This is a genomic window from Arthrobacter sp. efr-133-TYG-118 (assembly GCF_030209755.1).
Lineage (GTDB): Bacteria > Actinomycetota > Actinomycetes > Actinomycetales > Micrococcaceae > Arthrobacter.
The window spans coordinates 19,120-40,293 of the sequence record NZ_JARVRH010000012.1 but is presented as its reverse complement, the minus strand read 5'-3'; the positions used below and the strand labels follow the sequence as shown (position 1 = coordinate 40,293).

General features: G+C 63.9%; 20 protein-coding genes and 1 riboswitch. Of the genes, 13 read left to right on the top strand and 7 right to left on the bottom strand.

Annotated elements, in window-relative coordinates; all coding sequences use genetic code 11:
* Positions 1–184 precede the first annotated feature (184 nt).
* Positions 185–1,399 (top strand): PucR family transcriptional regulator, encoded by a 1,215-nt coding sequence (locus tag QRN59_RS11060; protein WP_284982577.1) that lies wholly within the window; start codon positions 185–187, stop codon positions 1,397–1,399.
* Positions 1,400–1,672: 273 nt separating this feature from the next.
* Positions 1,673–2,629: a hypothetical protein gene (locus QRN59_RS11055; protein ID WP_284982576.1), complete on the top strand. Its 957-nt coding sequence runs from the start codon at positions 1,673–1,675 to the stop codon at positions 2,627–2,629.
* Positions 2,630–2,648: 19 nt separating this feature from the next.
* A riboswitch (cyclic di-AMP (ydaO/yuaA leader) is annotated at positions 2,649–2,799 on the bottom strand.
* Positions 2,800–2,883: 84 nt separating this feature from the next.
* Here the strand turns inward: QRN59_RS11055 and QRN59_RS11050 are convergent.
* Positions 2,884–4,008 (bottom strand): flavin-containing monooxygenase, encoded by a 1,125-nt coding sequence (locus QRN59_RS11050; RefSeq protein ID WP_284982575.1) that lies wholly within the window; start codon positions 4,006–4,008, stop codon positions 2,884–2,886.
* Between the two features lie 40 nt (positions 4,009–4,048).
* Between QRN59_RS11050 and QRN59_RS11045 the strand changes: the two genes are divergently transcribed.
* Complete coding sequence (locus QRN59_RS11045) at positions 4,049–4,669, top strand: TetR/AcrR family transcriptional regulator (protein WP_284982574.1); 621 nt, start codon at positions 4,049–4,051, stop codon at positions 4,667–4,669.
* A gap of 7 nt (positions 4,670–4,676) precedes the next feature.
* Here QRN59_RS11045 and QRN59_RS11040 read toward each other — a convergent pair whose 3' ends face one another.
* Positions 4,677–5,075, bottom strand: a complete 399-nt coding sequence (locus tag QRN59_RS11040) for a helix-turn-helix domain-containing protein (protein ID WP_284982573.1) — start codon at positions 5,073–5,075, stop codon at positions 4,677–4,679.
* A 60-nt stretch (positions 5,076–5,135) separates the two neighbouring features.
* Here QRN59_RS11040 and QRN59_RS11035 point away from each other — a divergent pair, with 60 nt between their 5' ends.
* Together QRN59_RS11035 and QRN59_RS11030 are read left to right on the top strand one after the other, a co-directional pair.
* Positions 5,136–5,903 (top strand): TetR/AcrR family transcriptional regulator, encoded by a 768-nt coding sequence (locus QRN59_RS11035; RefSeq protein WP_284982572.1) that lies wholly within the window; start codon positions 5,136–5,138, stop codon positions 5,901–5,903.
* A 106-nt stretch (positions 5,904–6,009) separates the two neighbouring features.
* Complete coding sequence (locus QRN59_RS11030; RefSeq protein WP_284982571.1) at positions 6,010–7,257, top strand: acyl-CoA dehydrogenase family protein; 1,248 nt, start codon at positions 6,010–6,012, stop codon at positions 7,255–7,257.
* A gap of 120 nt (positions 7,258–7,377) precedes the next feature.
* Here QRN59_RS11030 and QRN59_RS11025 read toward each other — a convergent pair whose 3' ends face one another.
* Entirely contained in the window at positions 7,378–7,656 is a 279-nt protein-coding gene (locus QRN59_RS11025; RefSeq protein ID WP_284982570.1) for an HPr family phosphocarrier protein, read from the bottom strand.
* 39 nt (positions 7,657–7,695) lie between these two features.
* On the bottom strand, positions 7,696–9,384 hold the full coding sequence (gene ptsP, locus QRN59_RS11020) for a phosphoenolpyruvate--protein phosphotransferase (RefSeq protein WP_284982568.1): 1,689 nt from the start codon (positions 9,382–9,384) through the stop codon (positions 7,696–7,698).
* A gap of 117 nt (positions 9,385–9,501) precedes the next feature.
* Here ptsP and QRN59_RS11015 point away from each other — a divergent pair, with 117 nt between their 5' ends.
* The 3 genes from QRN59_RS11015 (at position 9,502) to QRN59_RS11005 (ending at position 13,433) form a co-directional block, all read left to right on the top strand.
* A complete protein-coding gene (locus QRN59_RS11015) occupies positions 9,502–10,224 on the top strand; it encodes a TetR/AcrR family transcriptional regulator (protein ID WP_234751842.1) in 723 nt (240 codons plus the stop codon).
* Positions 10,225–10,293: 69 nt separating this feature from the next.
* Positions 10,294–12,285, top strand: a complete 1,992-nt coding sequence (locus tag QRN59_RS11010) for a PTS mannitol transporter subunit IICBA (protein ID WP_284982567.1) — start codon at positions 10,294–10,296, stop codon at positions 12,283–12,285.
* The gene (locus tag QRN59_RS11005; RefSeq protein WP_284982566.1) at positions 12,285–13,433 is read left to right on the top strand and encodes a mannitol-1-phosphate 5-dehydrogenase; all 1,149 of its coding nucleotides are present in this window, start codon (positions 12,285–12,287) and stop codon (positions 13,431–13,433) included. The genes QRN59_RS11010 and QRN59_RS11005 overlap by 1 nt, the downstream gene beginning before the upstream one ends.
* A 115-nt stretch (positions 13,434–13,548) precedes the next feature.
* Here QRN59_RS11005 and QRN59_RS11000 read toward each other — a convergent pair whose 3' ends face one another.
* On the bottom strand, positions 13,549–14,037 hold the full coding sequence (locus QRN59_RS11000; protein WP_284982565.1) for a MarR family winged helix-turn-helix transcriptional regulator: 489 nt from the start codon (positions 14,035–14,037) through the stop codon (positions 13,549–13,551).
* A 60-nt stretch (positions 14,038–14,097) separates the two neighbouring features.
* Here QRN59_RS11000 and QRN59_RS10995 point away from each other — a divergent pair, with 60 nt between their 5' ends.
* Both QRN59_RS10995 and QRN59_RS10990 read left to right on the top strand, forming a co-directional pair.
* Positions 14,098–14,829 (top strand): NAD(P)-dependent oxidoreductase, encoded by a 732-nt coding sequence (locus tag QRN59_RS10995; protein WP_284982564.1) that lies wholly within the window; start codon positions 14,098–14,100, stop codon positions 14,827–14,829.
* Complete coding sequence (locus QRN59_RS10990) at positions 14,826–15,332, top strand: anthrone oxygenase family protein (RefSeq protein ID WP_284982563.1); 507 nt, start codon at positions 14,826–14,828, stop codon at positions 15,330–15,332. Before QRN59_RS10995 ends, QRN59_RS10990 begins: the two co-directional genes overlap by 4 nt.
* Positions 15,333–15,475: 143 nt before the next feature.
* On the opposite strand, the gene QRN59_RS10985 is transcribed toward QRN59_RS10990, so the two are convergent.
* Positions 15,476–16,948, bottom strand: a complete 1,473-nt coding sequence (locus QRN59_RS10985) for an amino acid permease (protein ID WP_284982562.1) — start codon at positions 16,946–16,948, stop codon at positions 15,476–15,478.
* A gap of 159 nt (positions 16,949–17,107) precedes the next feature.
* On the opposite strand from QRN59_RS10985, the gene QRN59_RS10980 reads away from it, so the two are divergent.
* From QRN59_RS10980 to QRN59_RS10970, 3 genes are all read left to right on the top strand, one after another.
* Complete coding sequence (locus QRN59_RS10980; RefSeq protein ID WP_284982561.1) at positions 17,108–17,611, top strand: GNAT family N-acetyltransferase; 504 nt, start codon at positions 17,108–17,110, stop codon at positions 17,609–17,611.
* 74 nt (positions 17,612–17,685) lie between these two features.
* Positions 17,686–18,132, top strand: a complete 447-nt coding sequence (locus tag QRN59_RS10975; protein ID WP_284982560.1) for a MarR family winged helix-turn-helix transcriptional regulator — start codon at positions 17,686–17,688, stop codon at positions 18,130–18,132.
* Between the two features lie 45 nt (positions 18,133–18,177).
* Positions 18,178–19,404 carry an MFS transporter gene (locus tag QRN59_RS10970; protein WP_284982559.1) on the top strand — a complete coding sequence of 409 codons (1,227 nt, stop codon included), beginning with the start codon at positions 18,178–18,180 and terminating at the stop codon, positions 19,402–19,404.
* A gap of 61 nt (positions 19,405–19,465) precedes the next feature.
* Here QRN59_RS10970 and QRN59_RS10965 read toward each other — a convergent pair whose 3' ends face one another.
* A complete protein-coding gene (locus QRN59_RS10965) occupies positions 19,466–20,926 on the bottom strand; it encodes a sugar porter family MFS transporter (RefSeq protein WP_284982558.1) in 1,461 nt (486 codons plus the stop codon).
* Between the last annotated feature and the right edge of the window lie 248 nt (positions 20,927–21,174).

Here is a 21,174-nt window from a genome sequence, read left to right as displayed (position 1 = left end):
TTTTTCTGCGGGGGACTGTGCTTCCAGAATAAATCCGCTGTGAGCCAGGCGACAGGAAAGGTGATTGCCGCCGTGGCTGACTTCCCCGGAATTCCGGGGTTTTCACCTTGCTCGACTCGACATTTGTCGAGCCAGGGAGCGTCAGGTGTCGCCTGATGTTCGTGGGGCAAGTAGTGTTTTCTCCATGCAGCAAGACGTGGAGAAAATCGTCGAGGACGTCGCACTCAAATTGGGCCGCGGACTCTCGCTGGAAGACCTCGACGGCGTGCTGCTTGCCTACAGTTCCAACCAGTCCCACGCCGACCGTGTGCGCGTGAATTTCCTCCTGAGCAAACGGGTCCCGGTGGACGTCAGTGCGTGGCAGCTCTCGCACGGCATCTCCACCGCGGTGCGTCCCGTCGTCGTGCCCGCCAATGAAGAACTCGGGATGGTGGGACGCGTCTGCGTCCCCCTGCTGGTGCGCGGATTCCGTGTGGGGTACCTCTGGGTCCAGCAAGACCTTGACGAGCAGACCGCGACGGCGATACTCGCCGAGTTGCCGGGCGTCCGGGACGAGCTGGACCTGCTCGCGGGGTTGCTGCTCGATTCCAATACTGCCGAATCGGAGTTCCGGCGCCGTCGTGAGCAGGAATTCCTGGCTGCCTGCCAGGGCGAGTCCAATGCGGTGGCGGCCGTGGCAGGCTGGAAGGAGATCCAAGGCCGAGGACCGTGGCAGCTGGTTACCGTGCTCGACGCGGAGGACAGTGGCGGCGTCTCGGATCCGATAGCGGCGACCCTGACGCACCGCTCCGCCGCGCTGCAGGCAACTATCGGGGTCGATTCCGTGCTTTTCAGCGCTGGCACCGAGACGCACTCGGTCCTGTTGTTCCGCGAAACGGGCGGACGGGCAGTGCATGCCCAAGTCCTGGTTCATTATCAGCTGGAACTCGCCAAGCGCGCCGGCCGGAAGGTGGACCGGGTCATACTCGGCATCAGCGAGCCGTTTTCAGTCATCCGCCAGCTGGGCCGGGCCTACCGACAGTCGAAGCTCGCGGCCCAGGCTGCCGCCGTCGATCCTCCACTCGGCGAGCTCGTGGACAGCCGCTCGGCCGGGATCTACCAGTTGTTCGAACGACTACAGGCGCCCGGTGGCTGGGACGATTCGATCTCGGCACATTTCCAAGAGATCGAGGATGCGGACCGCAACGGCGAGCTGCTGCCCGTGCTCGAATTGCTTTACGACAGCGACGGCTCGGTGCAGGACGTGGCCGCGAAGCTCCACCTGCACCGCAGCAGCATCTACAACCGGCTCGCCAGGGTCCGCCAGCTCATCGGCGCAGATCCGTTGAATGGCGCAACGCGGCTCGAACTCCATGCAACGCTCAAAGCACGCCGCTGGGCGGGCCGCCCGCGGATTTGAAGCCGCTGGTACCGGAAGCCGCGCGCTGGCCTACTTGTTGAATTGCCTCAGCTGAAGGCTGCAGCGCCAGCGGTCCGGGCGGTGCTGAACGATCTGCGTCCGGGTGTGCCCGCAGCACCGCCCGTGCCACTCAACGGCAAGTGTTCGATGCTGTCCCATCCTCACTGCAGGGCCTTGGTTGCTGCGTCCAAAATCGACCCAAGATCAACGCCCGACTGCGTGGGCTGTGGCGTGGGAGTAGGGCTCGGTGGGTTCCGCGGCTTCCAAGAACCAGTGGGCGCGGGCGTCGGAGACGCTGGGTCCGTCGGATCCGGCGTCGGGGTGGGGCTCGTTGGTCCGGTCGGACCGGGGCTGGGGGCTGGCACCGGCTGGGCCGGAACCGGATTGGACGGAACAGGCACCGGGGTGAGGCTTGGGGGCAGTGCTGACGGGACGGCAGGAACCTGGACGGAGATCGACGGCGCCGAGACACTCGACGGTCCGACGGCGGCGGGTCCTTGCGGCGAATGTTGCGCCGGGTCCGCTGCGGTCTGGCCGGACTTGGCGCTTGGGGTAGCTGCCGAAGGTGATGCTGCGGGGCTGGGTGAAATGCTTGCCGTCGTGGAAGGAGCACCGGATTGCGTGGAGTCTTGGCTATCCGCGCTAGTAGCGTCCTGCGTCTGTGTTTCCTGGCCAAAGAAGGGCAACTCAAGAGCCTGGCTAACCGAAGCCGCCGCCAACAAGATGCCTACGGCACCCGTCACCACGGCCATTCGGTTGCTCATCGTCCGGACGGCGGCAGCCTTCTTAAGGACGGCGTGCGGTTCGCGGCTGAACGATGAGCCGGTGAACGACGCCGGACCAACGGCGGCACGGGGTGCCGGCGGGAGTGCCGTTGTGGCTGCCTCCTCGGTGTTGGCCCGCTCTGCTGTCGCGGGGGCCACTGTCGGAGCAGTCACGGTCGGAATGGCGGTGGTCGCTGGCTCTGCCGTCTCGGCAGCCACCGTCGGAGTAGCCACTGTCGGAATGGACGCGGTTTCCCTGGCTTGGGAAGCTCTCTTCCGTTCGGCTGCGCGGGCGGCCGCGCGCGTGGTGGGCGCCGCCGTCGTCGGGGTTGCCGTGGTGGCGGCGGCCGCCGTCGAAATCAAAGGTTCAGAAGCCGGTGCAGCAATGAACGGTTCGTTGTCTTTGGCCCGACGACGTCCGGTTGGTTTGATGCGCTCGCGCGCCACTTGGGCACGGCGAGGCTGATCCATGGTTGGGGACATGGTGATTGCCTCTCAACGCCTTCGAGGTTAGCTGTCGGGTTCGGACGAGGCCGTCCGGCCGCACGTGGCGGCTTCACCCCAAGGGCCTGTGGAGAAGTAGGCCCGGAGACTCTGGGTCCCCCGTCTCTGCCGCGGGTCGGGCGGATTCCGGATTGCGGCAGAGCTCGGCGTCAACCCGGAAGCGGCCCAGTTGGGGATTGGGTCGCACCTCGACGGTACAACAGCCGGCATGCAAAGTCACATTTGAATAACGGACGGGATGACCGGTTTCCCTCCATTCTGCCCGGCGATGAGTCCTGCGACGTGTTCGGCGTCGCGGCCGACTCCGCCCACGAGGGCCGAAGTCAGGCCGTATTGGAACGGCATACCCACGAAGAATAGTCCCGGCAGTTGTTCCACGGCGCCCCGACAGGTGAGGGGCCAGCCGTCCTCGTCCGCGGGAAGTCCTCGGATCCAGCCAAAGTCCGGCCGGTAGCCGGTAGCCCAGATCACCGTGGACACCGGAATCGCGTGGCCTTCGTCAGTCAGGGGTTGGCCCTCGCGGGTCCCCGTCAGCCGTGGCAGGCGGGTGACTCCCGCGGCGTCGAGCTCTCGGATGGAGGCGCGGATCAGGGGCGCGCCGTGCTTGGTGAACCCGACCGCGACTTTACGGCCGACAGGGGTAGATCTGTTGAGCACCTTGTGGATGAAGAGCCACCAAAGCCCGCCAGCGTATCGCGTCACTGGGGCCGGAACGTGGAACGGAGGGGTTCCGGCAATGTAAGTGCGGTGGGTGGGCGCGAGCTCCAGGGCGATTTCGACGCCGGAGGTGCCGGAGCCGACCACCAGGACATCTCCGGGCGGAACCGAGTCCGGGTTGGTGTATTCGGCTCCGTGAAGTTGGTGGATGCCGGGATCCAGCTCCTGTGCGAACGCCGGAATCCTTGGCTGTGCGTTCGGGCCGGTGGCAACAACGACGTTCTTGACCAGGATCGACCCGGAGCTCGACTGTACTCGGAACCGGCCGTCCTCCCGCTCGATGCCGACGACGTGGGCACCATGACGTACCGGGAGTTCCCAGCTCCTGGCGTACTCCTCGAGGTATTCGGCCATGGCGTCTTTGCCGGGAAAGCTGCCTCGGGCGGCGGGAAACGGCATGCCGGGAAGGGAATCGTGCTGCGCCGGAGTGAAGAGCCGCAAGGAATCCCACCGGTTCCGCCACACGTCGCCGACGCGGGCCTGCGAGTCCAGGATGAGGAAGTCTTGCCGGTGCTTCTTGAGGTGGAATCCGGTGGCGAGCCCTGCCTGCCCGGCGCCCACAACTACGGTGTCCACTGGCTCATTGCTGTCCATCGCGAAGCCTCCTGAGGTGTTCGAGGGCATTAGAATAGCATTCTAGTCACTAGAATGCTATTCTTTTCGCGTGGAAATCCGACACAATGACAGGCGGTTAGCTCAAGCTGTCGCGACCAAGGCCGCCGTCGTGGAGGCCGCTCGGCAGCTGTTTCTGAGCAGGGGATACGTGGCCACGACCATCGGGGCCGTTGCGGAGCAAGCAGGCGTGGCTATCCAGACCATCTACAACTCCGTGGGTAACAAGGCTGCGCTGCTCTCGGCCGTGGTTGACGCGACGGCTGCGGGCCCGGATGCTCCCCGCTCGGTGCCGGAGACTATGCGCGAGCGGACTGCCGCAGCCGCCGACGCCGCGGCGGTCCTAGCGTTGTTGGCCGACTGGTTCGCCGAGGTACATCCGCGAAGCAGCCAATTGTTCAGTGTCATGAGGCAGGCCTCCGCCGTCGACGCCGAAGCGGCAAAAGTGGAGCGGGACCGGGCCGAAATCCGGCTGCGGAACTATGCGGAAGCAGCGGCTGCGCTCAGGCGGCGTGGGGCACTGACTTCCGGTATGAGCGACGAGCAAGCTGCTGCCGTGATCTGGTCGGTGGGTCACCCGGACACCTACCGGTCACTCGTGCTGGATTTCGCCTGGGGACTGGAGCGCTACCGGGATTGGGTCCACGCGGCGCTCAAGGCGGCCCTCGCCTAGCCTGCCGCTACTCGCTGGTGGTTTCCTCGTTGCTCGCGGACGTCTTCTTCTGGTTTTCCAGCCATGCCATGATGTCAGCGAGCCTGATGCGGCGGTGTGTGCCGCGGTATTCCACCGGGATTTCGCCACGGTCGGTCATGTTCCGCAGGTAGGTGTGCGAGATTCCCGCGAGTTCGGCCGCCCTCGACGTCGTGAGCATTTCCTCGACGCTGCTCACGGTCACCGCTTCGCCTCGGCCCAGCCTGCCAAGGAGGTCGACGACGGCGTCCCTCGCCTCATCCGGCAGTCGGTGGACCGTGCCGTCCACGAAGACGGTGATGTCGTTGCTGTCCTGGAGCGAGCGAGCCAGGTTCCGGGCGTCGTCCGCGGGCAAGCCAGGCGTCACGCGGGGAGCTATCAATGCCATGGCAGAAGCCTAGCCGCGCTCAAGGCTGTGCGGTTACGCTGCCGTGTTAGATTCACGCCTATGGTCAACTACCCTGCGAATCCGGATCCAGGCCCTGCCGTGGCCGCGGTAATCGAGCTATTGGTGCGGCAAGGATACGACTCGACCTCCGTGGACGACCTCGCCGATGCTGCCGGGATCAGCCGAAGCACTTTTTTCCGCAAGTTCGGATCCAAAGAGGACATCGTTTTCGCCGATCACGACCGTATTCTGGCGCGGGTTCACGAGCTCCTTGCGGGAACGACGGCGGATCCGTTACGTGCCGTCTTGGAGGCGGCGCTCTTGGTTTTCGGCCACCACGTGGGCAACAGGAAAACCTCCCTCGCCCGCTACGAACTTCTGCATCAAGTGCCTGCCCTTCGTGATCGTGAACTGGTCATGACACATCGTTATCAGCGGGCCTTCCGGAATCATCTTCTTTCCGCTCTTCCCGAGGGCGAAAACCGGGAACTCACTGCCGTGGCCTTTGCTGCATCGGTTGTTGCGGTGCACAACAGCGTCCTGCGCCAATGGCTGCGGGCTATCGCAGCTGGCGAAGACGTCGAGGGAGTCGAGGGTATCGAACGCGAGGCGCGGGAGGCTGAAGCCCGAGAGCTGGCCGCCCGGCTCGGGCGTGAGTTGGGTACTCTCGCCGACACGTTCGCCCGGGTTTCAGCCGGCGAGGCGGGTAGCCAGGCGGCCGGTGCGCCTCGTCCGGAAAGCGGCCGTCCCGCCGTCGTGGTTGCTGTTCTGGATCCGGCAGCGGGCACGGAACGGATCCTCCAAGCGGTCCGGGACGCCCTGGCTTAACGGTTGTTCCAGCAGAATCCCTCTGACATCGAGTTCCTTGACATGAAACTGAGTGTCAGCGCATGCTAGGAGTCGCAGATCGCAACCCCAGAGCGAGGATTCCCCCATGACGACGACGTCCGACAGCACTTCCGAAGAACTGGATGCTGTTTTCCCGGCCGGAACTATGGAGCCCGAGTATGTCCTGAACGAATCCCTGGACCCGGACCCGGCCTCCGTCTTCAAGGACATCAGCCGCGAAGACCGCGCTTACTGGGACCGCGCGCGGACCTTTGTCCAGGACGAAGTGCTCCCGGTCATCACGGGATACTGGGAGCGCGCCGAGTACCCGCTGCACCTGGTGAAGCGCCTGGGCGAACTTGATCTGCTTCGCGACGGAATCAACATCGACGGATTCCCGGCCATGAGTAAGACCGCCGCCGGGCTGGTCACAATGGAACTGAGCCGCGGGGACGGCTCCATCGGCACGGTTGTCGCGGTCCAGGGCGGTTTGGCTCTGCGGTCCGTGGCTGAATGTGGTTCCCCGGAGCAGCAGGCCCGCTGGCTCCCCGCGCTTTCCCGAGCCGAGGAATACGGTGCTTTCGCCTTGACCGAGCCGGCGCACGGCTCCGATTCGGTGGGACTCGAGACGACTGCGACGCCCGTCGATGGTGGTTATGTGCTCAACGGTGAAAAGAAATGGATCGGCAACGGCTCGATCGGCGGCCTGACCGTCGTCTGGGCTCGTGGTGACGACGGGCAGGTTCACGGATACCTTGTCCCGCAGGATTCGCCCGGATACTCCGCCACGACCATCGAGGGCAAGCTGTCACTCCGGGCCATCTGGCAGGCACACGTCCGACTCGAAAAGGTCTTCGTCCCGGCGGAAAACGTGCTCCCGGGTGCCCGGAGTTTCAAGGACACGGCCCGGGTGCTCTTGGCGACCAGGCTGGGAGTGGCCTGGTCCGCCGTCGGGCATGCCACTGCCTGCTACGAAACCGCGGTGCAGTACGCTGCCCAACGCCGGCAGTTCGGCCGCCCGCTGGCCGCTTCGCAGATTGTGCAGGAGCGTCTCGCGCGCATGCACTCCGAGCTCGCCACCATGCAGCTCATGGTCATGCAGATGACCCGACTGGACGAGGAGGGTGTGCTGACGCCCGCGCAGGCGGCGCTCGCGAAGTTCACGTGCACACGCACTGCCCGGGGCATCGCCTCGAACGCGCGCGACTTGCTCGGAGGCAACGGGATCTTGTTGGGCAACCGCGTGGCCCGGCACTTCGCCGATATAGAGGGCATCCACACATATGAAGGCACGGAGACTGTCCAGGCGTTGATTATCGGACGCTCGATTACGGGCATCTCCGCCTTCGCCTAAGCGGCACCCCCCGAGACGCTCGCTCAAATATGAACCCAATCGACCGAACGCTCGTGTTGTTCACGAGCGAGCGTCGGATGGAAGGCGGCTATATGTGAGCGAGCGTCGGGCGGGAGACACCTACTCCGCGTCGAGGTCTGTTTCCAGCAGCGTCACGAGGGAATCCAGGGCAGCGTCGGCGCCGTCGCCGTCCGCCCGAAGCACCACGACGTCGCCCTTTGCCGCCCCAAGCGTCATGAGCGAAAGGATGCTGGCGGCGTCGAGCGCGTCATCGGCTGCCGATCCGGCCATCGCGATGGTCACTTCAACCGGGGATTCTCCCGCGGCTTCGGCAAAAATCGCCGCGGGGCGGGCGTGCAATCCGGAGCGGCTGGCGATGGTGGCGGTGCGTTCGGGCATGGTTTCTCCTTGTGTTCAGGTAGGACAGTACTGCCGGGCTCAGAGCCCGAGTTCCTCAAGAATCGGCAGTTTGGCGCGGACCCAGGCCTTTGCGTCAAGCGCGTCGGGTGCGCTGAGCGCGAGCCGGGCCAGCTCTTGCGCCTGTTCCAACGTCACCGTTTTGAGCACGGTTCCGACGGCGGCCAGCGAGCGGGCGGTCATGGACAGTGTGGACACGCCCAGGCCAACGAGCACGACGGCGAGGGCCGGGTCCGCGGCAGCTTCACCGCAGACGCCAACGGGTTTGCCGTTGCCCTCTTCGGCCGAGCCCGCGACAGTCAGCTGCACGAGGCGCAGAACGGCGGGCTGCCATGGGGTGTTGAGTTCGGCGAGAGGGCCGAGTTGACGGTCGGCCGCCATGGCGTACTGCGTGAGGTCGTTGGTGCCGAGCGAAGCGAAGCCCACGTGGCGCAGGACCGACGCCGAGGTCAATGCCGCCGAGGGAACTTCCACCATCACGCCGGGCGTCTTGATTCCCGCGGCGCCACACAGCGACGCGAAACGGGCAGCCTCGGCCGCAGTCGAGATCATGGGCGCCATGACCCAAACTTCGGCTTCCGACTCGTCGGTCGCGATGGCGATGGCCTCAAGCTGGCGTTCCAAAACGCCGGGCGTGGTGAAGTCGGTGCGGTAGCCGCGCACACCGAGGGCCGGGTTGGGTTCGGTGGCGTCGGTGAGGAAGGGAAGGGGTTTGTCGGCGCCGGCGTCGAGGGTCCGGAGCACCACTTTCTTGCCCGGGAAGGCGTCGAACACGCCCCTGTACGCGGCGGCCTGTTCCAGCACAGTCGGTTCGGTGTCGCGTTCCAGGAAGCAGAATTCGGTGCGGAAAAGGCCCACGCCCTGGGCGCCCAACGCAGCGGCCGCGGCAGCGTCCTTGGCTCCGCCGACGTTGGCGAGGAGGGGCACCAAGTGGCCGTCCGCCGTCGTGCCGTTTCCGTCAAAAACCGCCAGGGTGGCGGCATTTTCGACCCACGCGAGGGCGGCCGCGCGCTGCTCTTCGGTGGGTTCGAGGGAGAGTGAGCCGGCTGCGCCGTCCACAAAGACTTCGGCGCCGTCGGGAATTTCGTCCACTCCGCGGGCCGCGACGACGGCGGGGAGGCCGAGCGAGCGGGCGATGATCGCCGTGTGGGACTGCGGACCGCCGCCCGAGGTGACCAGTGCTGTCACGATGGCGGGGTCCAGCGTTGCGGTGTCGGCGGGCGCGAGGTCTTCGGCCACCAGGATGAACGGACTGTCCGACGCCGGGATCCCCGGGGCGGGGACCCCGCGAAGTTCGGCGACGATCCGCGCGCGGACGTCCAAGACGTCGGTGGCGCGTTCGGCCATGTATCCACCCAGGTTGTGGAGCATTTCGGACACGGAAGCGCCGGCTTCCCAGATGGCGCGTTCGGCGGAGCTGCCGTTGTTGTTGATGAGCTTGGTGGCCGACTTCAGGAGCATGGTGTCCTTGGCCATGAGCGCGGTGGCTTCCAGCACGGCCTTGCCATCTCCGCTGGCCTTGTCCGCGCGTGCTTTGAGTTCGTCGTGGACCGACTGGGCCGCCGCTTTCAGGCCCGCGACGGCGTCTTCCGCAGTGGTGGAAGCCGCTAGCTGCTCACCCGACGGCGGCTCGCTGACTGGTTTGGGCATCTGACGGATAGTGCCAATGACGCGGCCCGGGCTGACGCCTACTCCTTGGAAATTCTGCACTGAAATCCTCTGTTCCTGCTCTCGGATCGGACCCACCGGCTGCGGCGCCTCGGGGTCCGAAAAAATCTCCTGTGACTCACTTCATATAGCGTTGCTATAGGTGCTAGGGTAGCGGCTATGAGTTTCGATGACCAGCTTCCGCCCAAAACTCGGCTGCTCCGTGCAGCTGCCGAGTTGCTGGCGAATTCGGACGGGTCACCGGTCTCTACGCGCCAAATCACCAAACTTGCCGGCGTCACGGCGCCCACGCTTTACCACCACTTCGGCGACAAGGAGGGGCTGTTCGACGCCGTCGTTGCAGCCGGCTTCGAGGAGTACGTGGCGGGAGAGCGGGACTTCGCACCCTCTGGGGAACCCCTGGAGGACGTCCGGCGGATGTGGGACAACCACGTCCAGTTCGGACTCACCCAACCGCACCTTTACTTGGTGATGTTCGGCAACATCCGTCCGGAAAGCAGGCCGGCCATCGTGGCTGATGCCGAGTCGCTCCTGGAGGAAATGCTGAGCAAGGCAGCCATCGCCGGGCAGATCAACGTACCCCCGCGTGAGGCGGCCAGAAGCATCCTGGCGGCCAACGTTGGCGTTACGCTCATGCTCATTGCCGAGCCTTTGGAAGACCGGAACCTCGAGCTCTCCACCATGACCCGGGATTCCATGATTTTCGCCGTGTCCACGGAAACAGCCCGTGGCGCCGCAGCAGACGACTCCGGCAAGTCGTCGGTTGTTGTTGCGGCAATCGCGCTGAATGCGGCACTCCAAGCCTCGCATTCAGACCAGCTATCCAGTTCGGAGCTGAAGCTTTTCCTTGAATGGCTTCACCGAATCTCCTCCAGCTCCTAAAGCTGTCCTCCTTCGATAGTTATCGACTGATCCCGCATTGATGCGGGGCTCACGTTAGGAATTCACATAATGGCAACAGCGTCAGTTGCGAAACAGCGCACCAGCGTGCGCGTTGGTGTCCAAAAGTTCGGAACGTTCCTGTCCGGCATGATCATGCCCAATATCGGGGCCTTCATTGCATGGGGCATCATCACCGCCTTGTTCATCAAGACCGGCTGGCTGCCCGTCCCCGAACTCGGTGGCTTCGGCAACAACGCCGCCGGTACGCCAAATGTGGGCCTTGTCGGCCCCATGATCACCTACCTGCTTCCGCTTCTGATTGCCTACACCGGCGGAAAGAAGGTCTACGACGTCCGCGGTGGCGTCGTCGGTGCCATCGGTACCATGGGCGTGATTGTCGGCGCCGGCATCCCGATGTTCATTGGCGCGATGATCATGGGCCCGCTCGGTGGCTGGACCATGAAGAAGATCGACGCAATCTGGCACGGAAAGATCCGCGCGGGCTTTGAAATGCTCGTGAACAACTTCTCCGCCGGTATTTGGGGCGCTATTTTGGCCCTGTTCGGATTCTTCGGCATTTCGCCCGTGGTGCAGTCCTTCAGCACGGCTGCGGGCAACTTCGTCCAGTTCCTGGTGCACAACGGACTCCTTCCGCTCACCAGCATCTTCATCGAACCCGCGAAGGTCCTGTTCCTGAACAACGCAATCAACCATGGGGTGCTGACGCCCCTGGGGATCCAGCAGTCGCTCGACCAAGGCAAGTCCATCCTGTTCCTGCTTGAAGCCAACCCCGGTCCGGGTGCCGGACTTCTCCTCGCCTACATTTTCTTTGGACGCGGCACGGCCAAGGCCTCGGCACCCGGCGCCCTCATCATCCAGTTCCTCGGCGGGATCCACGAGATCTACTTCCCATACGTCCTCATGCGTCCGCTGCTGATCCTCGGAACCATCGCTGGTGGCATGACAGGCATTGCGACTCTTGCAATCACCAACTCCGGCCTCGTGGCTCCCGCAGCCCCGGGATCCATCTTCGCCGTCATTGCGCAGACATCCCGCGACAGCTATGTGGGCGTCATCCTATCGGTCATCCTGGCAGCAACGGTTTCGTTCCTCGTCTCCTCGTTGATTCTCCGGACCACGCACCACAGCGATGAGGTCGACCTTGGCGAAGCCACCTCCAAGATGGAGGAAATGAAGGGCAAGAAGAGCTCCGTAGCTTCGGCTCTCGTGGGCTCAGGCAGCACTGCTGTCCTGACCAAGCCCATCCAGAACATCGTGTTCGCATGCGACGCCGGGATGGGTTCCAGTGCCATGGGTGCCTCGGTACTGCGCAACAAGATCAAGGCGGCCGGTTTCCCGGACGTCAAGGTCACGAATTCCGCCATTGCCAACCTCAGCGATACCTACGACGTCGTGGTGACGCACCAGGACCTGACAGAACGCGCCCGGCCGGTCACCTCCAGCGCCGTGCACGTCTCCGTGGACAACTTCATGAACAGTCCCCGGTACGAGGAGATCGTGGAACTGGTCAAGAGCAGCAACGCCGGATCCGGCGCTGAGGGCTCGACGGCGGTCGCCGAACCGGCCGCCGGCGCCCACGCCGCCCAGCCGGCCGCCGCCGTCGGGGGCAAAGAAGTCCTGCTCGCCGAAAGCGTGATCCTCAACGGCACCGCCACGGACCGTGACTCGGCAATCGACGAGGCAGGCAAGCTCCTGCTGGACCGCGGTTCCGTGGACATGGGCTACATTCACGCCATGCATGAGCGCGAGGAATCCGTATCCACCTACATGGGCAGCTTCCTGGCCATCCCGCACGGAACCAACGCTGCCAAGGACCACATCCTGCACTCCGGTGTGTCGATCGTCCGCTACCCCGAGGGCATCGACTGGGGTGGCAAGCAGGTCAAGTTCGTCGTCGGCGTCGCCGGCATCAACAACGAGCACCTCCACATCCTGTCATCCATCGCCAAGATCTTCACGGACAAGGCGCAAGTGGCCCAGCTTGAGCAAGCCACGTCGGTGCAGGAAGTGTTGGATCTGTTCGGAAAGGTCAACGCATAGTGAAGGCAGTCCATTTTGGGGCAGGAAACATCGGACGGGGATTCGTCGGCTTGCTGCTGCACGAGGCCGGATATGAGGTGGTCTTCGCCGATGTCGCGGATGCCTTGATCAGCCAGCTCGCCTCCGCGTCCTCCTACGAGGTCCACGAGGTCGGCGAAAATGCGGCGGTCAAGACCGTGTCCGGTTTCCGGGCCCTGAATTCGGGCACCGAAGAGGCTGCCGTCGTCGAGGAAATCGCGACGGCGGACCTCGTCACCACGGCGGTGGGGCCGCACATCCTCAAGTTCGTGGCCCCGGTGATCGCGCGGGGCATCGCCGGCCGCTCGCCGTCGTTGGCTCCGCTGCAGGTTATGGCTTGCGAGAACGCAATCAATGCCACGGACCTCCTGCACTCCGAAGTGGAAGCCGCTTGGGACGGTGCCGCGGGTGACCTTTCCTCTGCGGCGGTGTTCGCGAATACCGCGGTGGACAGGATTGTCCCCAACCAGGCGTCGGGCCAAGGCCTGGACGTCACCGTGGAAACCTTTTACGAGTGGGTCATCGACCGGACGCCGTTCGCGGGGGAGGTGCCGGTGATCCCCGGCGCGACCTTCGTGGACGAGCTCGGTCCGTATATCGAACGGAAGCTTTTCACCGTCAACACGGGACACGCCTCGGCAGCGTACTTCGGCTATGGCGCCGGTTTGGAGAAGATTTCCGACGCCATGGCCGACGCTTCCGTGGCCGCCCGGGTGCGGGCAGTGTTGGAGGAGACCAAGCAGCTTCTCGTGGCCAAACACGGTTTCGTCGAAGCTGAGCAGGAAGCGTACGTGCAGAAGATCCTGTCCCGCTTCACCAACCCGTACCTCCCGGACACCGTGACCCGGGTGGGCCGTGCGCCGCTCCGCAAGCTGGGCAGGCACGAGCGGTTCATCGGCCCGGCCGCGGAGCTCGCCGAGCGCGGAGTCACTCCCGTTGCCTTGCTCGACGCGATGTCCGCTGCCCTGCGTTTCGACGACGGGGCAGATGACGAAGCAGTGGAACTCGCCCGCATGCTCGCCGAGATGGACGCCGCCGAGGCGGTCGAGCGCATCACGGACCTGCCGCCGTCGCATCCGTTGTTCCCGCAGGTGCGGAAGCTGATCGAAGACCGGAAGGCCGAGGCCTAGCCCCCCCGAACGCTCGCTCACATATGAGGGCCTTTTCCCGAACGCTCACTCACCCTCCTTCACTTGATGTGGAGGAGGGTGAGTGCTTTCGGCCCTAAAAGTGGGCGAGCGTCAATTAATTGGCGAGTTCTTCCGACGCCGTTCGTCCGGCAGCCTGGACGCGCCGCAGGAAGTCGGTAATGACGGCGACTTCAGCGTCGTCGTAATCTGCACAGATGGTGTCCATGAGGCTGTTCATTCCTGAGTAGAGGCGGAACATCTCGGCGTTTCTGTCGGGAAGAACCCGGATCACAACGGCGCGCCGGTCGGACGGATCGCGATCCCGGACAATCCAGCCTCCGCGTTCAAGCCGGTCGAGGATCCCGGTCATGGTGGCTGGGTGCAGGCCGGCGTGTTTGGCCAACATGCTCGGGCTGAGCGGCCCCCGGCTCGAGATCAGGTCAAGACAATCAAGGTCAACGTCCTTCAGCTCGGCCTGGGTGCCGACCTGGTGATTGAGCACTGATAGTTGAACGCGGACGCTGCGAAGCTCGGCTTTGAGCTCAGCAACAGCACGTCGCCGAAGGCGAGGAGTCGCGCCTTCTTGATTTGATATGGAACTCATATGATATCGTTTCTGTATTGTATGGTTTTCCTAGGATAAGAATACTGGAGGCCGCATCACATGAAGATCGCAGTATTCGGGGCAAATGGCCCCACCGGAAGGATTCTCACGGCACAAGCGCTCGACGCCGGACACGTCGTCACCGCTGTAACGCGCAGGCCGCACGAATTCCCGTTTTCCGCCCCCGCCCTCAGCGTGGTCGGCGCCGATGTGTACAACTTCGAGGACGTAAGTGCCGTCGTCGAAGGAAAGGATGCCGTTCTCTCAGCCCTCGGTGTTCCATACAGCCGCCAGCCGATCACGGTCTATTCAGTGGGCACAGGCAACATCATGCGGGCAATGGGCAACCACGGCGTCCGCCGACTGGTCTGCGTGAGCTCCAGCGCCACCGACATCACCGCCGGCCCGCATGGCGGGTTCCTCTTCGACAAGGTGCTGCAGCCCCTCGTTACCAAGCTGCTCGGGAAGACCCTGTACGAGGACATGCGGCGGATGGAATTCGCCGTCGCCGCCAGCGGCCTGGACTGGACGATCATGCGACCCTCCGGTCTTTTCGAGACCGAGTCCGTGACCGACTACAAGGTGGCCGTTGACTACATGAATGGAACTTTCACGTCGCGGGCCGACCTTGCGGACTCTATGCTGAGGCAACTCACCTCGGACGAGTTCGTGCGCAAAAACGTAGCAGTTGCAACCTTTTCGCAGAAGCCGAGCCTCATTCAGCTACTTCTCCGGGAGGCCAGCAGCAAGAAGGCGGCGCCAGATAGCGTCCCCGAGGGTAACCGGTCATGAACCGCCATGCCATCCAGTCCGCGGTACGTATTGCTGGGCTTGTTTTTGTTGGCCTGTTCGCTGGGTTCCTCACGGGGATACTCGTCTTGGAATTGTCCTTGCGGCAATTCAGCAGCGCGGTTTACGCCCAGCTCCAGCAGGCGGCCCTCGTCGGGCTGCCTCTCCTGGCCTCAGTCCTACTGTTTCCAGCGCTAATTGCCACAGTGGCCCTGGTAGTGATGGAGTTCAAGACAAAGGATCGCGGTTTCTGGTTGGTGGCCGGTGCGCTTGCGCTGCTGCTCGCGGCCTTGATCACCACCCTTGTAGTCAACGTTCCTATCAACGTGGCCGAAGGCGGATGGAACGTCATGAACCCGCCAGCGGACTGGGCGGACATACGTGACCGTTGGCAGTTGGGCCACGCCGTACGAACCTTCGCTGCATTAGCGGCCTTCGGGGCTTTGTCAGTCGCCGCCGTGCAGCAACCGATCCGCCGTCGGAGTTTGCAGCAGGCGCCGGCATAAGTCCCTGCACCCAAACGCTCGTTCACCTTTGGTGGGAATGTACGAAACTCTCCTTCACGTGATGATGTGAAGGAGAGTTTCGGGTTGTGCGCCTATAGGTGAGCGGGCGTCACGTCGAGAAGGCTCATAGGTGAGCGGGCGTCCTAGCGGGCGGCGGTTTCGACCGCGGTCGTCTCGGTTTCGGCCATGGCTTTCCACTCGGCCACGCGGGCCTGATGCAGCGGCGACTTCCGGACCAAGGCGTAGGCCACGGCGAGGATGGCGAACCAGATCGGGGTTACGAGCAAGGCAGTGAGGGTGTCCGGCTGCGTCGTCAGGGCCCAGACCAGGAAGCCGAAGAAGGCGAAGACCACCCACACCATCACGATCCCGCCGGGCATCTTGAACGTCGATGCCTCGTGCAGGTGGGGCCGGCGCTTCCGGAACACAAGGTAGCTGGCCAGGATGATGGACCAGACGAACATGAAGCAAACGGCGGACACGGTGGTGACCATGTCGAAGGCTGCTCCGATGTCCTTGCCCGCATAGAGCAGTGCGACGCCGCCCAGCAGCAGCACGCAGGACAGGAACAGGGCGTTCTGAGGGACTTTGCGGCTGGACAGGCGGCCGAACATCTTGGGGGCATCGCCGTCGTTCGCCAGGCCGAACACCATGCGCGACGTCGAGTAGATACCGGAGTTGGCCGAGGACATGGCGGAGGTCAGGACCACGAGGTTCACCACGGTTGCCGCGATGCCCAGTCCGGCCAGCGAGAACATGGCGATGAACGGGCTGTGGCCGGCCTTGAACTCGGTCCAAGGAATGACGGACATCAGGATGATGAGCGCTCCGACGTAGAACAGCATCACGCGGACGGGAATGGCGTTGATGGCGCGGGGCAGGTTGTGCTCCGGGTTCTTGGTCTCGGCCGCGGCGGTGCCCACCAGTTCGATGCCCACGAACGCGAAGACCGCGATCTGGAAGCCGGCAACGAAGCCCATGAATTCCTTGGGGAAGAAGCCGCCGTGGCTCCAGAGATTGGTCAAACTCGCGGCTCCGGCGTCTGACGTGAAGCCGGTGGAGATCATCACGATACCCACGATGATCAAAGCGGCAATGGCGACGATCTTGATGAGGGCGAACCAGAACTCAGTCTCGCCGAAGGCCTTCACCGTGGGGAGGTTGAGCAACAGCAGGATGGCGATGGTCGCGAGGCCCGGAATCCAGAGCGGCACACCCGGCCAGAGCTCATTGGCGTAGCCCGCGATGGCGATGACATCGGCCACCCCTGTTACTACCCAGCAGAACCAGTAGGTCCAGCCGGTGAAGAAGCCTGCCCAGGGACCAAGGAGGTCGCCCGCGAAGTCGCTGAAGGACTTGTAGTTCAGGTTGGAGAGCAGGAGCTGGCCCATGGCGCGCATGACGAAGAACAGCATGAAGCCGATGATCATGTACACGAAGATCACGGACGGACCGGCGACGGAGATGGTCTTTCCGGAGCCCATGAACAGGCCAGTGCCGATGGCGCCGCCGATGGCAAGCAACTGGATGTGGCGGTTGCTCAATGAGCGCGCCAGATGCGGCTCGCTGTCTTTGCTTGAGGCAGTGCGTTGCCCCGTTGTTGTCTGGTGAGACATATCTGCATCCTTCGGGTGATTCGCCGCAATGGTGACGTGGCTAACAAATCTGCTAGTCCAAACTAACTCGAACCATCCAAGAATTTGTGATTGAACGTTTCACCCAGAATTCATGAACGCTCGTAAAACGAAGCCCCCAGCTTGTGTCAGGCTGGTGCTATGAGTCACACAAATCCAGGCGTGAAGCCGCTGTTGAGCATGGTTCTGGACGAAGGAGTCTTCACGCTCCGCCGGGCCCACTGGGAGGACTTGCCCGCCATTCTGAGATTGCTCGCCGCGGATCAGTTGGGCAGTTCCCGTGAAAACGCCGAGGACGTCGGACCTTATCTGCAGGCGTTTCAGCAGATCAACGAGGACCCGGCCCAACTGTTGGTGGTAGGCCACCTGAACGGCGCTTGCGTCGCCACTTTTCAGTTGAGTTTCATCCCGGGGCTGGCCCGGAAGGGCTCGTTGCGCTGCCAGATCGAGGCCGTGCGCGTCGCCGCGGAGTTGCGGGATCATGGCGTCGGTGCGGCAATGATGCAATGGGCCATCGAAGAGGCGCGGAACCGGGGCTGCACCCTGGTCCAGCTCACCAGCGACAAGTCCCGCAAGGACGCCCATCGCTTCTATGAGCGGCTGGGTTTCGTCGCGAGTCACGAGGGGATGAAGCTGGCGCTGTAACCCGAGGCTCCCGGCGGATCCGGGACCGTGCGCCCCTTGATATTTAGGCAACCTAACTGTTAGGATACCTAAATATGAACACCAATCAAGCTGACGACGCGCTCCTCGCCCTCGCCCAATCATTCCGGGAAGCCTTGCGGCAAAGCGTGTACGTGATGCGCCGCCTCGATTCCGAGGAGCAACTCAGCTCGGCCCAGCTTGGCGTCCTCAAGATGGCGCTCGACGGCGGTGCCCGCGTCGGGGGGATCGCCCGGAACCTTGGGGTCAAAGTCCCAAGCGCCACGGAGCAGATCATCAAGCTTGAGCGCGCAGGCCTGGTCAAACGCGAAGCAGACCCGGACGACTCCCGCGCCGTCCGTGTCGCCGCAACCGCGGCGGGACGTGCCGCCGTCGAGAATGCGGACCGTCGCCGCAACGAATTCATCGCCGGGATCCTCGGAACCCTGAGCCCGGCGGAACGCGACGCCGTCCAAGCCGCCCTTCCGGTGTTCGACAAGATCAACCATTCAGTCCAGAGCTGAACAAAACCAAGAACTGAACGACCCAAAAAACTAGGAGAGCAGTCCATGAAAGGCCAGCTCGCAGAGCAACTGCAGCCAGCGGAAGAAACACTCGAGGCCGAAAAGGCCTCGTTCCTCAAGCAGCCCAAAGCCGTGTGGGCCACGGCGATTGCCGCCGTCTTCGCCTTCATGGGTATCGGCCTGGTGGACCCGATCCTGCCGGCCATCGCCAAGAACCTCCAGGCCAGCCCCAGCCAAGTGTCGTTGCTCTTCACGAGCTATTTCCTGGTGACAGCCGTCGCGATGCTCGTGACCGGGTTCGTCTCTTCGCGGATCGGTGGCAAAAAGACGCTCATGATCGGCCTGGCGCTGATTGTCGTGTTCGCCTCGCTGTCGGGCCTGTCCGGAAGCGTGGGTGAGCTGGTCGGATTCCGCGCCGGTTGGGGACTGGGCAACGCCCTCTTCGTGGCCACCGCGCTTGCCGTGATTGTCGGCGTCGCGAGCGGCGGAACGGGAACCGCGATCATCCTGTACGAAGCCGCCCTTGGCCTGGGCATTTCCCTCGGCCCGTTGCTCGGCGCGCTTCTCGGCGGCTGGCAATGGCGCGCACCGTTCTTCGGCACCGCGGTCCTCATGGCCATTTCCTTCATCGCCTTGCTGGCCCTGCTGCCCAAGACCGCGATGCCGGCCACGAAGGCCCGTTTGCGTGACCCGCTCCTTGCCCTGGGCCACAAAGGCCTTCGCACTACCGCGGCCAGCGCCCTGTTCTACAACTACGGCTTCTTCACGATCCTGGCCTTCACGCCCTTCATTCTCGGGATGGACGCCTACGGTATCGGCTCCGTGTTCTTTGGTTGGGGCGTTGCCGTGGCCGTGTTCTCGGTCTTCGTGGCACCCGTGCTGCAGCGTCGCTTCGGCACCACCAACGTCCTGGTCGGCACCCTCGGGGCCCTTTTGCTGGACCTCGTCGGGCTGGGACTTGCCGCGGGGCACTCGGTGACTGTCGTCGTCGTGCTTGTCATTGTGGCGGGCGCCCTGCTGGGGATCAACAACACGCTCTACACCGAGCTGGCCATGGAAGTTTCCGATTCACCGCGTCCCGTGGCTTCGGCCGGTTACAACTTCGTACGGTGGATGGGCGGTGCGCTGGCTCCGTTTGTCGCGGCACAGTTGGGTGAGCACTTCGGACCGCAGGTCCCGTTCTTCGCCGCGGCCCTTGCGCTCGCGTTCGCAATCCTCGTGGCCGTCGGCGGCCGCCGCTACCTGAAGTCGCACGAACCGCACCTCGTGTAGGGGCCCCAACTGGCTCGCATTTGTTGTCGTTATGAGGGCTCATAACGACAACAAATGCGAGCTACTTGGGTGTGATCGCGAGCTCTGCGGGCTTGGAGCCCTTCGGGACGAACAAAGTGTCCGCCTGCTCGAGGGACATGCCGTTGGTCTCGGGCACTTTGAACATGACGAAGAAGAACGACGCCGCGGCGAACAGTGCGTACATGCCGTAAGTCAGCGGCAGCGAACCGGCCGCCATAATGGGGAAGCTCAAGGTGATGGCGAAGTTGGCGATCCACTGGGCCGCGGCGGCCAGGCCGAGCGCGCGGGCACGGATGCGTGAGGGGAAGATCTCGCCCAGGAGCACCCACACTAACGGTCCCCACGAAGCGCCGAAGCTCACCACGAACACGTTGGCGGCCACCAGGGCCACCGGACCCCACGCACCTGTCAACGACACCGAAGATCCTGTCCCCGTGGCCGAAGCGAAAGCCAGTGCCATGGCTCCTAGGGACGCGGCCATGCCGATGGACCCCGTCAGCAGGATGGGCCGTCGGCCGATGCGGTCTACGAGGGCGATCGCCACGAGCGTGACCAGGATGTTGGTGACGGACGTTGCCACGGAGATGGCCAGGGAGTCTTGCTCGTGGAAGCCGACTGCTTTCCACAGGGTGGTGGAGTAGTAGAAGATCACGTTGATGCCGACGAATTGCTGCAGCACCGACAGGATGATGCCGATCCACACGACGGGCTGCAGGCCAAAGGCCTTGCCACGTAGCGAGCCCTTTTTCGTGGAGAGTTCGTCCTGCTTGATGGAGTCTCGGATTTCACGGATATGGCGTTCGGTATCGTCGCCCGGCATCAGTGCGTCGAAGATCTGGCGCGCGGTGTCTTCCTTGCCGTTGAGGACCAGGAAGTGCGGCGACTCAGGCAGCCGGAAGGCGATCAGGCCGTATATCGCTGCAGGCACGGCGCACGCGATGAACATCCAGCGCCAGGCCTCAATTCCGAGCCACAGCGCGTGGTGTGCGCTTCCCGCCGAAGTCGCCAGGACGGCGTCGGATAGCAGGGCCGCGAAAATACCGGTGGTGATCGCCAACTGCTGCAGCGACGCGAGCCGGCCGCGGACCTGGCGCGGCGAGATTTCAGAGATGTAGGCCGGCGCGATCACCGACGCGAGGCCGATGCCCAGGCCGCCAACCAGCCGCCAGAAAACCAGGTCCCAGACGCTGAAGGCCAAGCCAGTCCCGATGGAGCTGACCAGGAAGAGGGCGGCACCAAGCTTCATCGCGGGGATGCGGCCGTAGCGGTCGGCCACCTTGCCCGCAAGATACGCCCCTGCTGCGCAGCCGAGCAGCGCGACTGCCACAGCGAAGCCCGTGACGGCTTCGCTCAGCATGAATTCGTCCTTCATCGCATCCACGGCGCCGTTGACCACGGAGGAATCGAAGCCGAAGAGGAAACCGCCCACAGCTCCGGCAACGGCCAGGCCAATTACCTTGCGTGGGACGCCGGAACGGCTGTCGGAGCTGGAATTGGGCATGGCTCTCCCTTGAGGAAAATTAGTGGATTGTGCGGCGCGGTCGTCATCGGCAGCTGGTTCCGACGGGGACGCCGGGGCACTCGCGCTACACAGTGTGGCACGCTGGCAGCGGGACTTCCAGTCAACGCGGCCTGCCACACCGGACGTGTCACGCCACGCAAACTTTCGCGCCGCCGTCGGGCACTCCACAGCGCGAACACTGGAAACGACAACGGCAGGCAGTCCAAAAGACTGCCTGCCGTGACGCG

What these genes read in the sequence shown, in the direction of transcription:
- QRN59_RS11000 (WP_284982565.1), bottom strand. Translation starts at nt 14,037, where the DNA reads ATGAGTTCCATATCAAATCAAGAAGGCGCGACTCCTCGCCTTCGGCGA.
- QRN59_RS10975 (WP_284982560.1), top strand. Translation starts at nt 17,686, where the DNA reads ATGAACACCAATCAAGCTGACGACGCGCTCCTCGCCCTCGCCCAATCA.
- QRN59_RS11040 (WP_284982573.1), bottom strand. Translation starts at nt 5,075, where the DNA reads ATGGCATTGATAGCTCCCCGCGTGACGCCTGGCTTGCCCGCGGACGAC.
- QRN59_RS10990 (WP_284982563.1), top strand. Translation starts at nt 14,826, where the DNA reads ATGAACCGCCATGCCATCCAGTCCGCGGTACGTATTGCTGGGCTTGTT.
- QRN59_RS11030 (WP_284982571.1), top strand. Translation starts at nt 6,010, where the DNA reads ATGACGACGACGTCCGACAGCACTTCCGAAGAACTGGATGCTGTTTTC.
- QRN59_RS10965 (WP_284982558.1), bottom strand. Translation starts at nt 20,926, where the DNA reads ATGCCCAATTCCAGCTCCGACAGCCGTTCCGGCGTCCCACGCAAGGTA.
- QRN59_RS10970 (WP_284982559.1), top strand. Translation starts at nt 18,178, where the DNA reads ATGAAAGGCCAGCTCGCAGAGCAACTGCAGCCAGCGGAAGAAACACTC.
- QRN59_RS11050 (WP_284982575.1), bottom strand. Translation starts at nt 4,008, where the DNA reads ATGCCCTCGAACACCTCAGGAGGCTTCGCGATGGACAGCAATGAGCCA.
- QRN59_RS10980 (WP_284982561.1), top strand. Translation starts at nt 17,108, where the DNA reads ATGAGTCACACAAATCCAGGCGTGAAGCCGCTGTTGAGCATGGTTCTG.
- QRN59_RS11010 (WP_284982567.1), top strand. Translation starts at nt 10,294, where the DNA reads ATGGCAACAGCGTCAGTTGCGAAACAGCGCACCAGCGTGCGCGTTGGT.
- QRN59_RS11015 (WP_234751842.1), top strand. Translation starts at nt 9,502, where the DNA reads ATGAGTTTCGATGACCAGCTTCCGCCCAAAACTCGGCTGCTCCGTGCA.
- QRN59_RS11060 (WP_284982577.1), top strand. Translation starts at nt 185, where the DNA reads ATGCAGCAAGACGTGGAGAAAATCGTCGAGGACGTCGCACTCAAATTG.
- QRN59_RS10985 (WP_284982562.1), bottom strand. Translation starts at nt 16,948, where the DNA reads ATGTCTCACCAGACAACAACGGGGCAACGCACTGCCTCAAGCAAAGAC.
- QRN59_RS11035 (WP_284982572.1), top strand. Translation starts at nt 5,136, where the DNA reads ATGGTCAACTACCCTGCGAATCCGGATCCAGGCCCTGCCGTGGCCGCG.
- QRN59_RS11025 (WP_284982570.1), bottom strand. Translation starts at nt 7,656, where the DNA reads ATGCCCGAACGCACCGCCACCATCGCCAGCCGCTCCGGATTGCACGCC.
- QRN59_RS10995 (WP_284982564.1), top strand. Translation starts at nt 14,098, where the DNA reads ATGAAGATCGCAGTATTCGGGGCAAATGGCCCCACCGGAAGGATTCTC.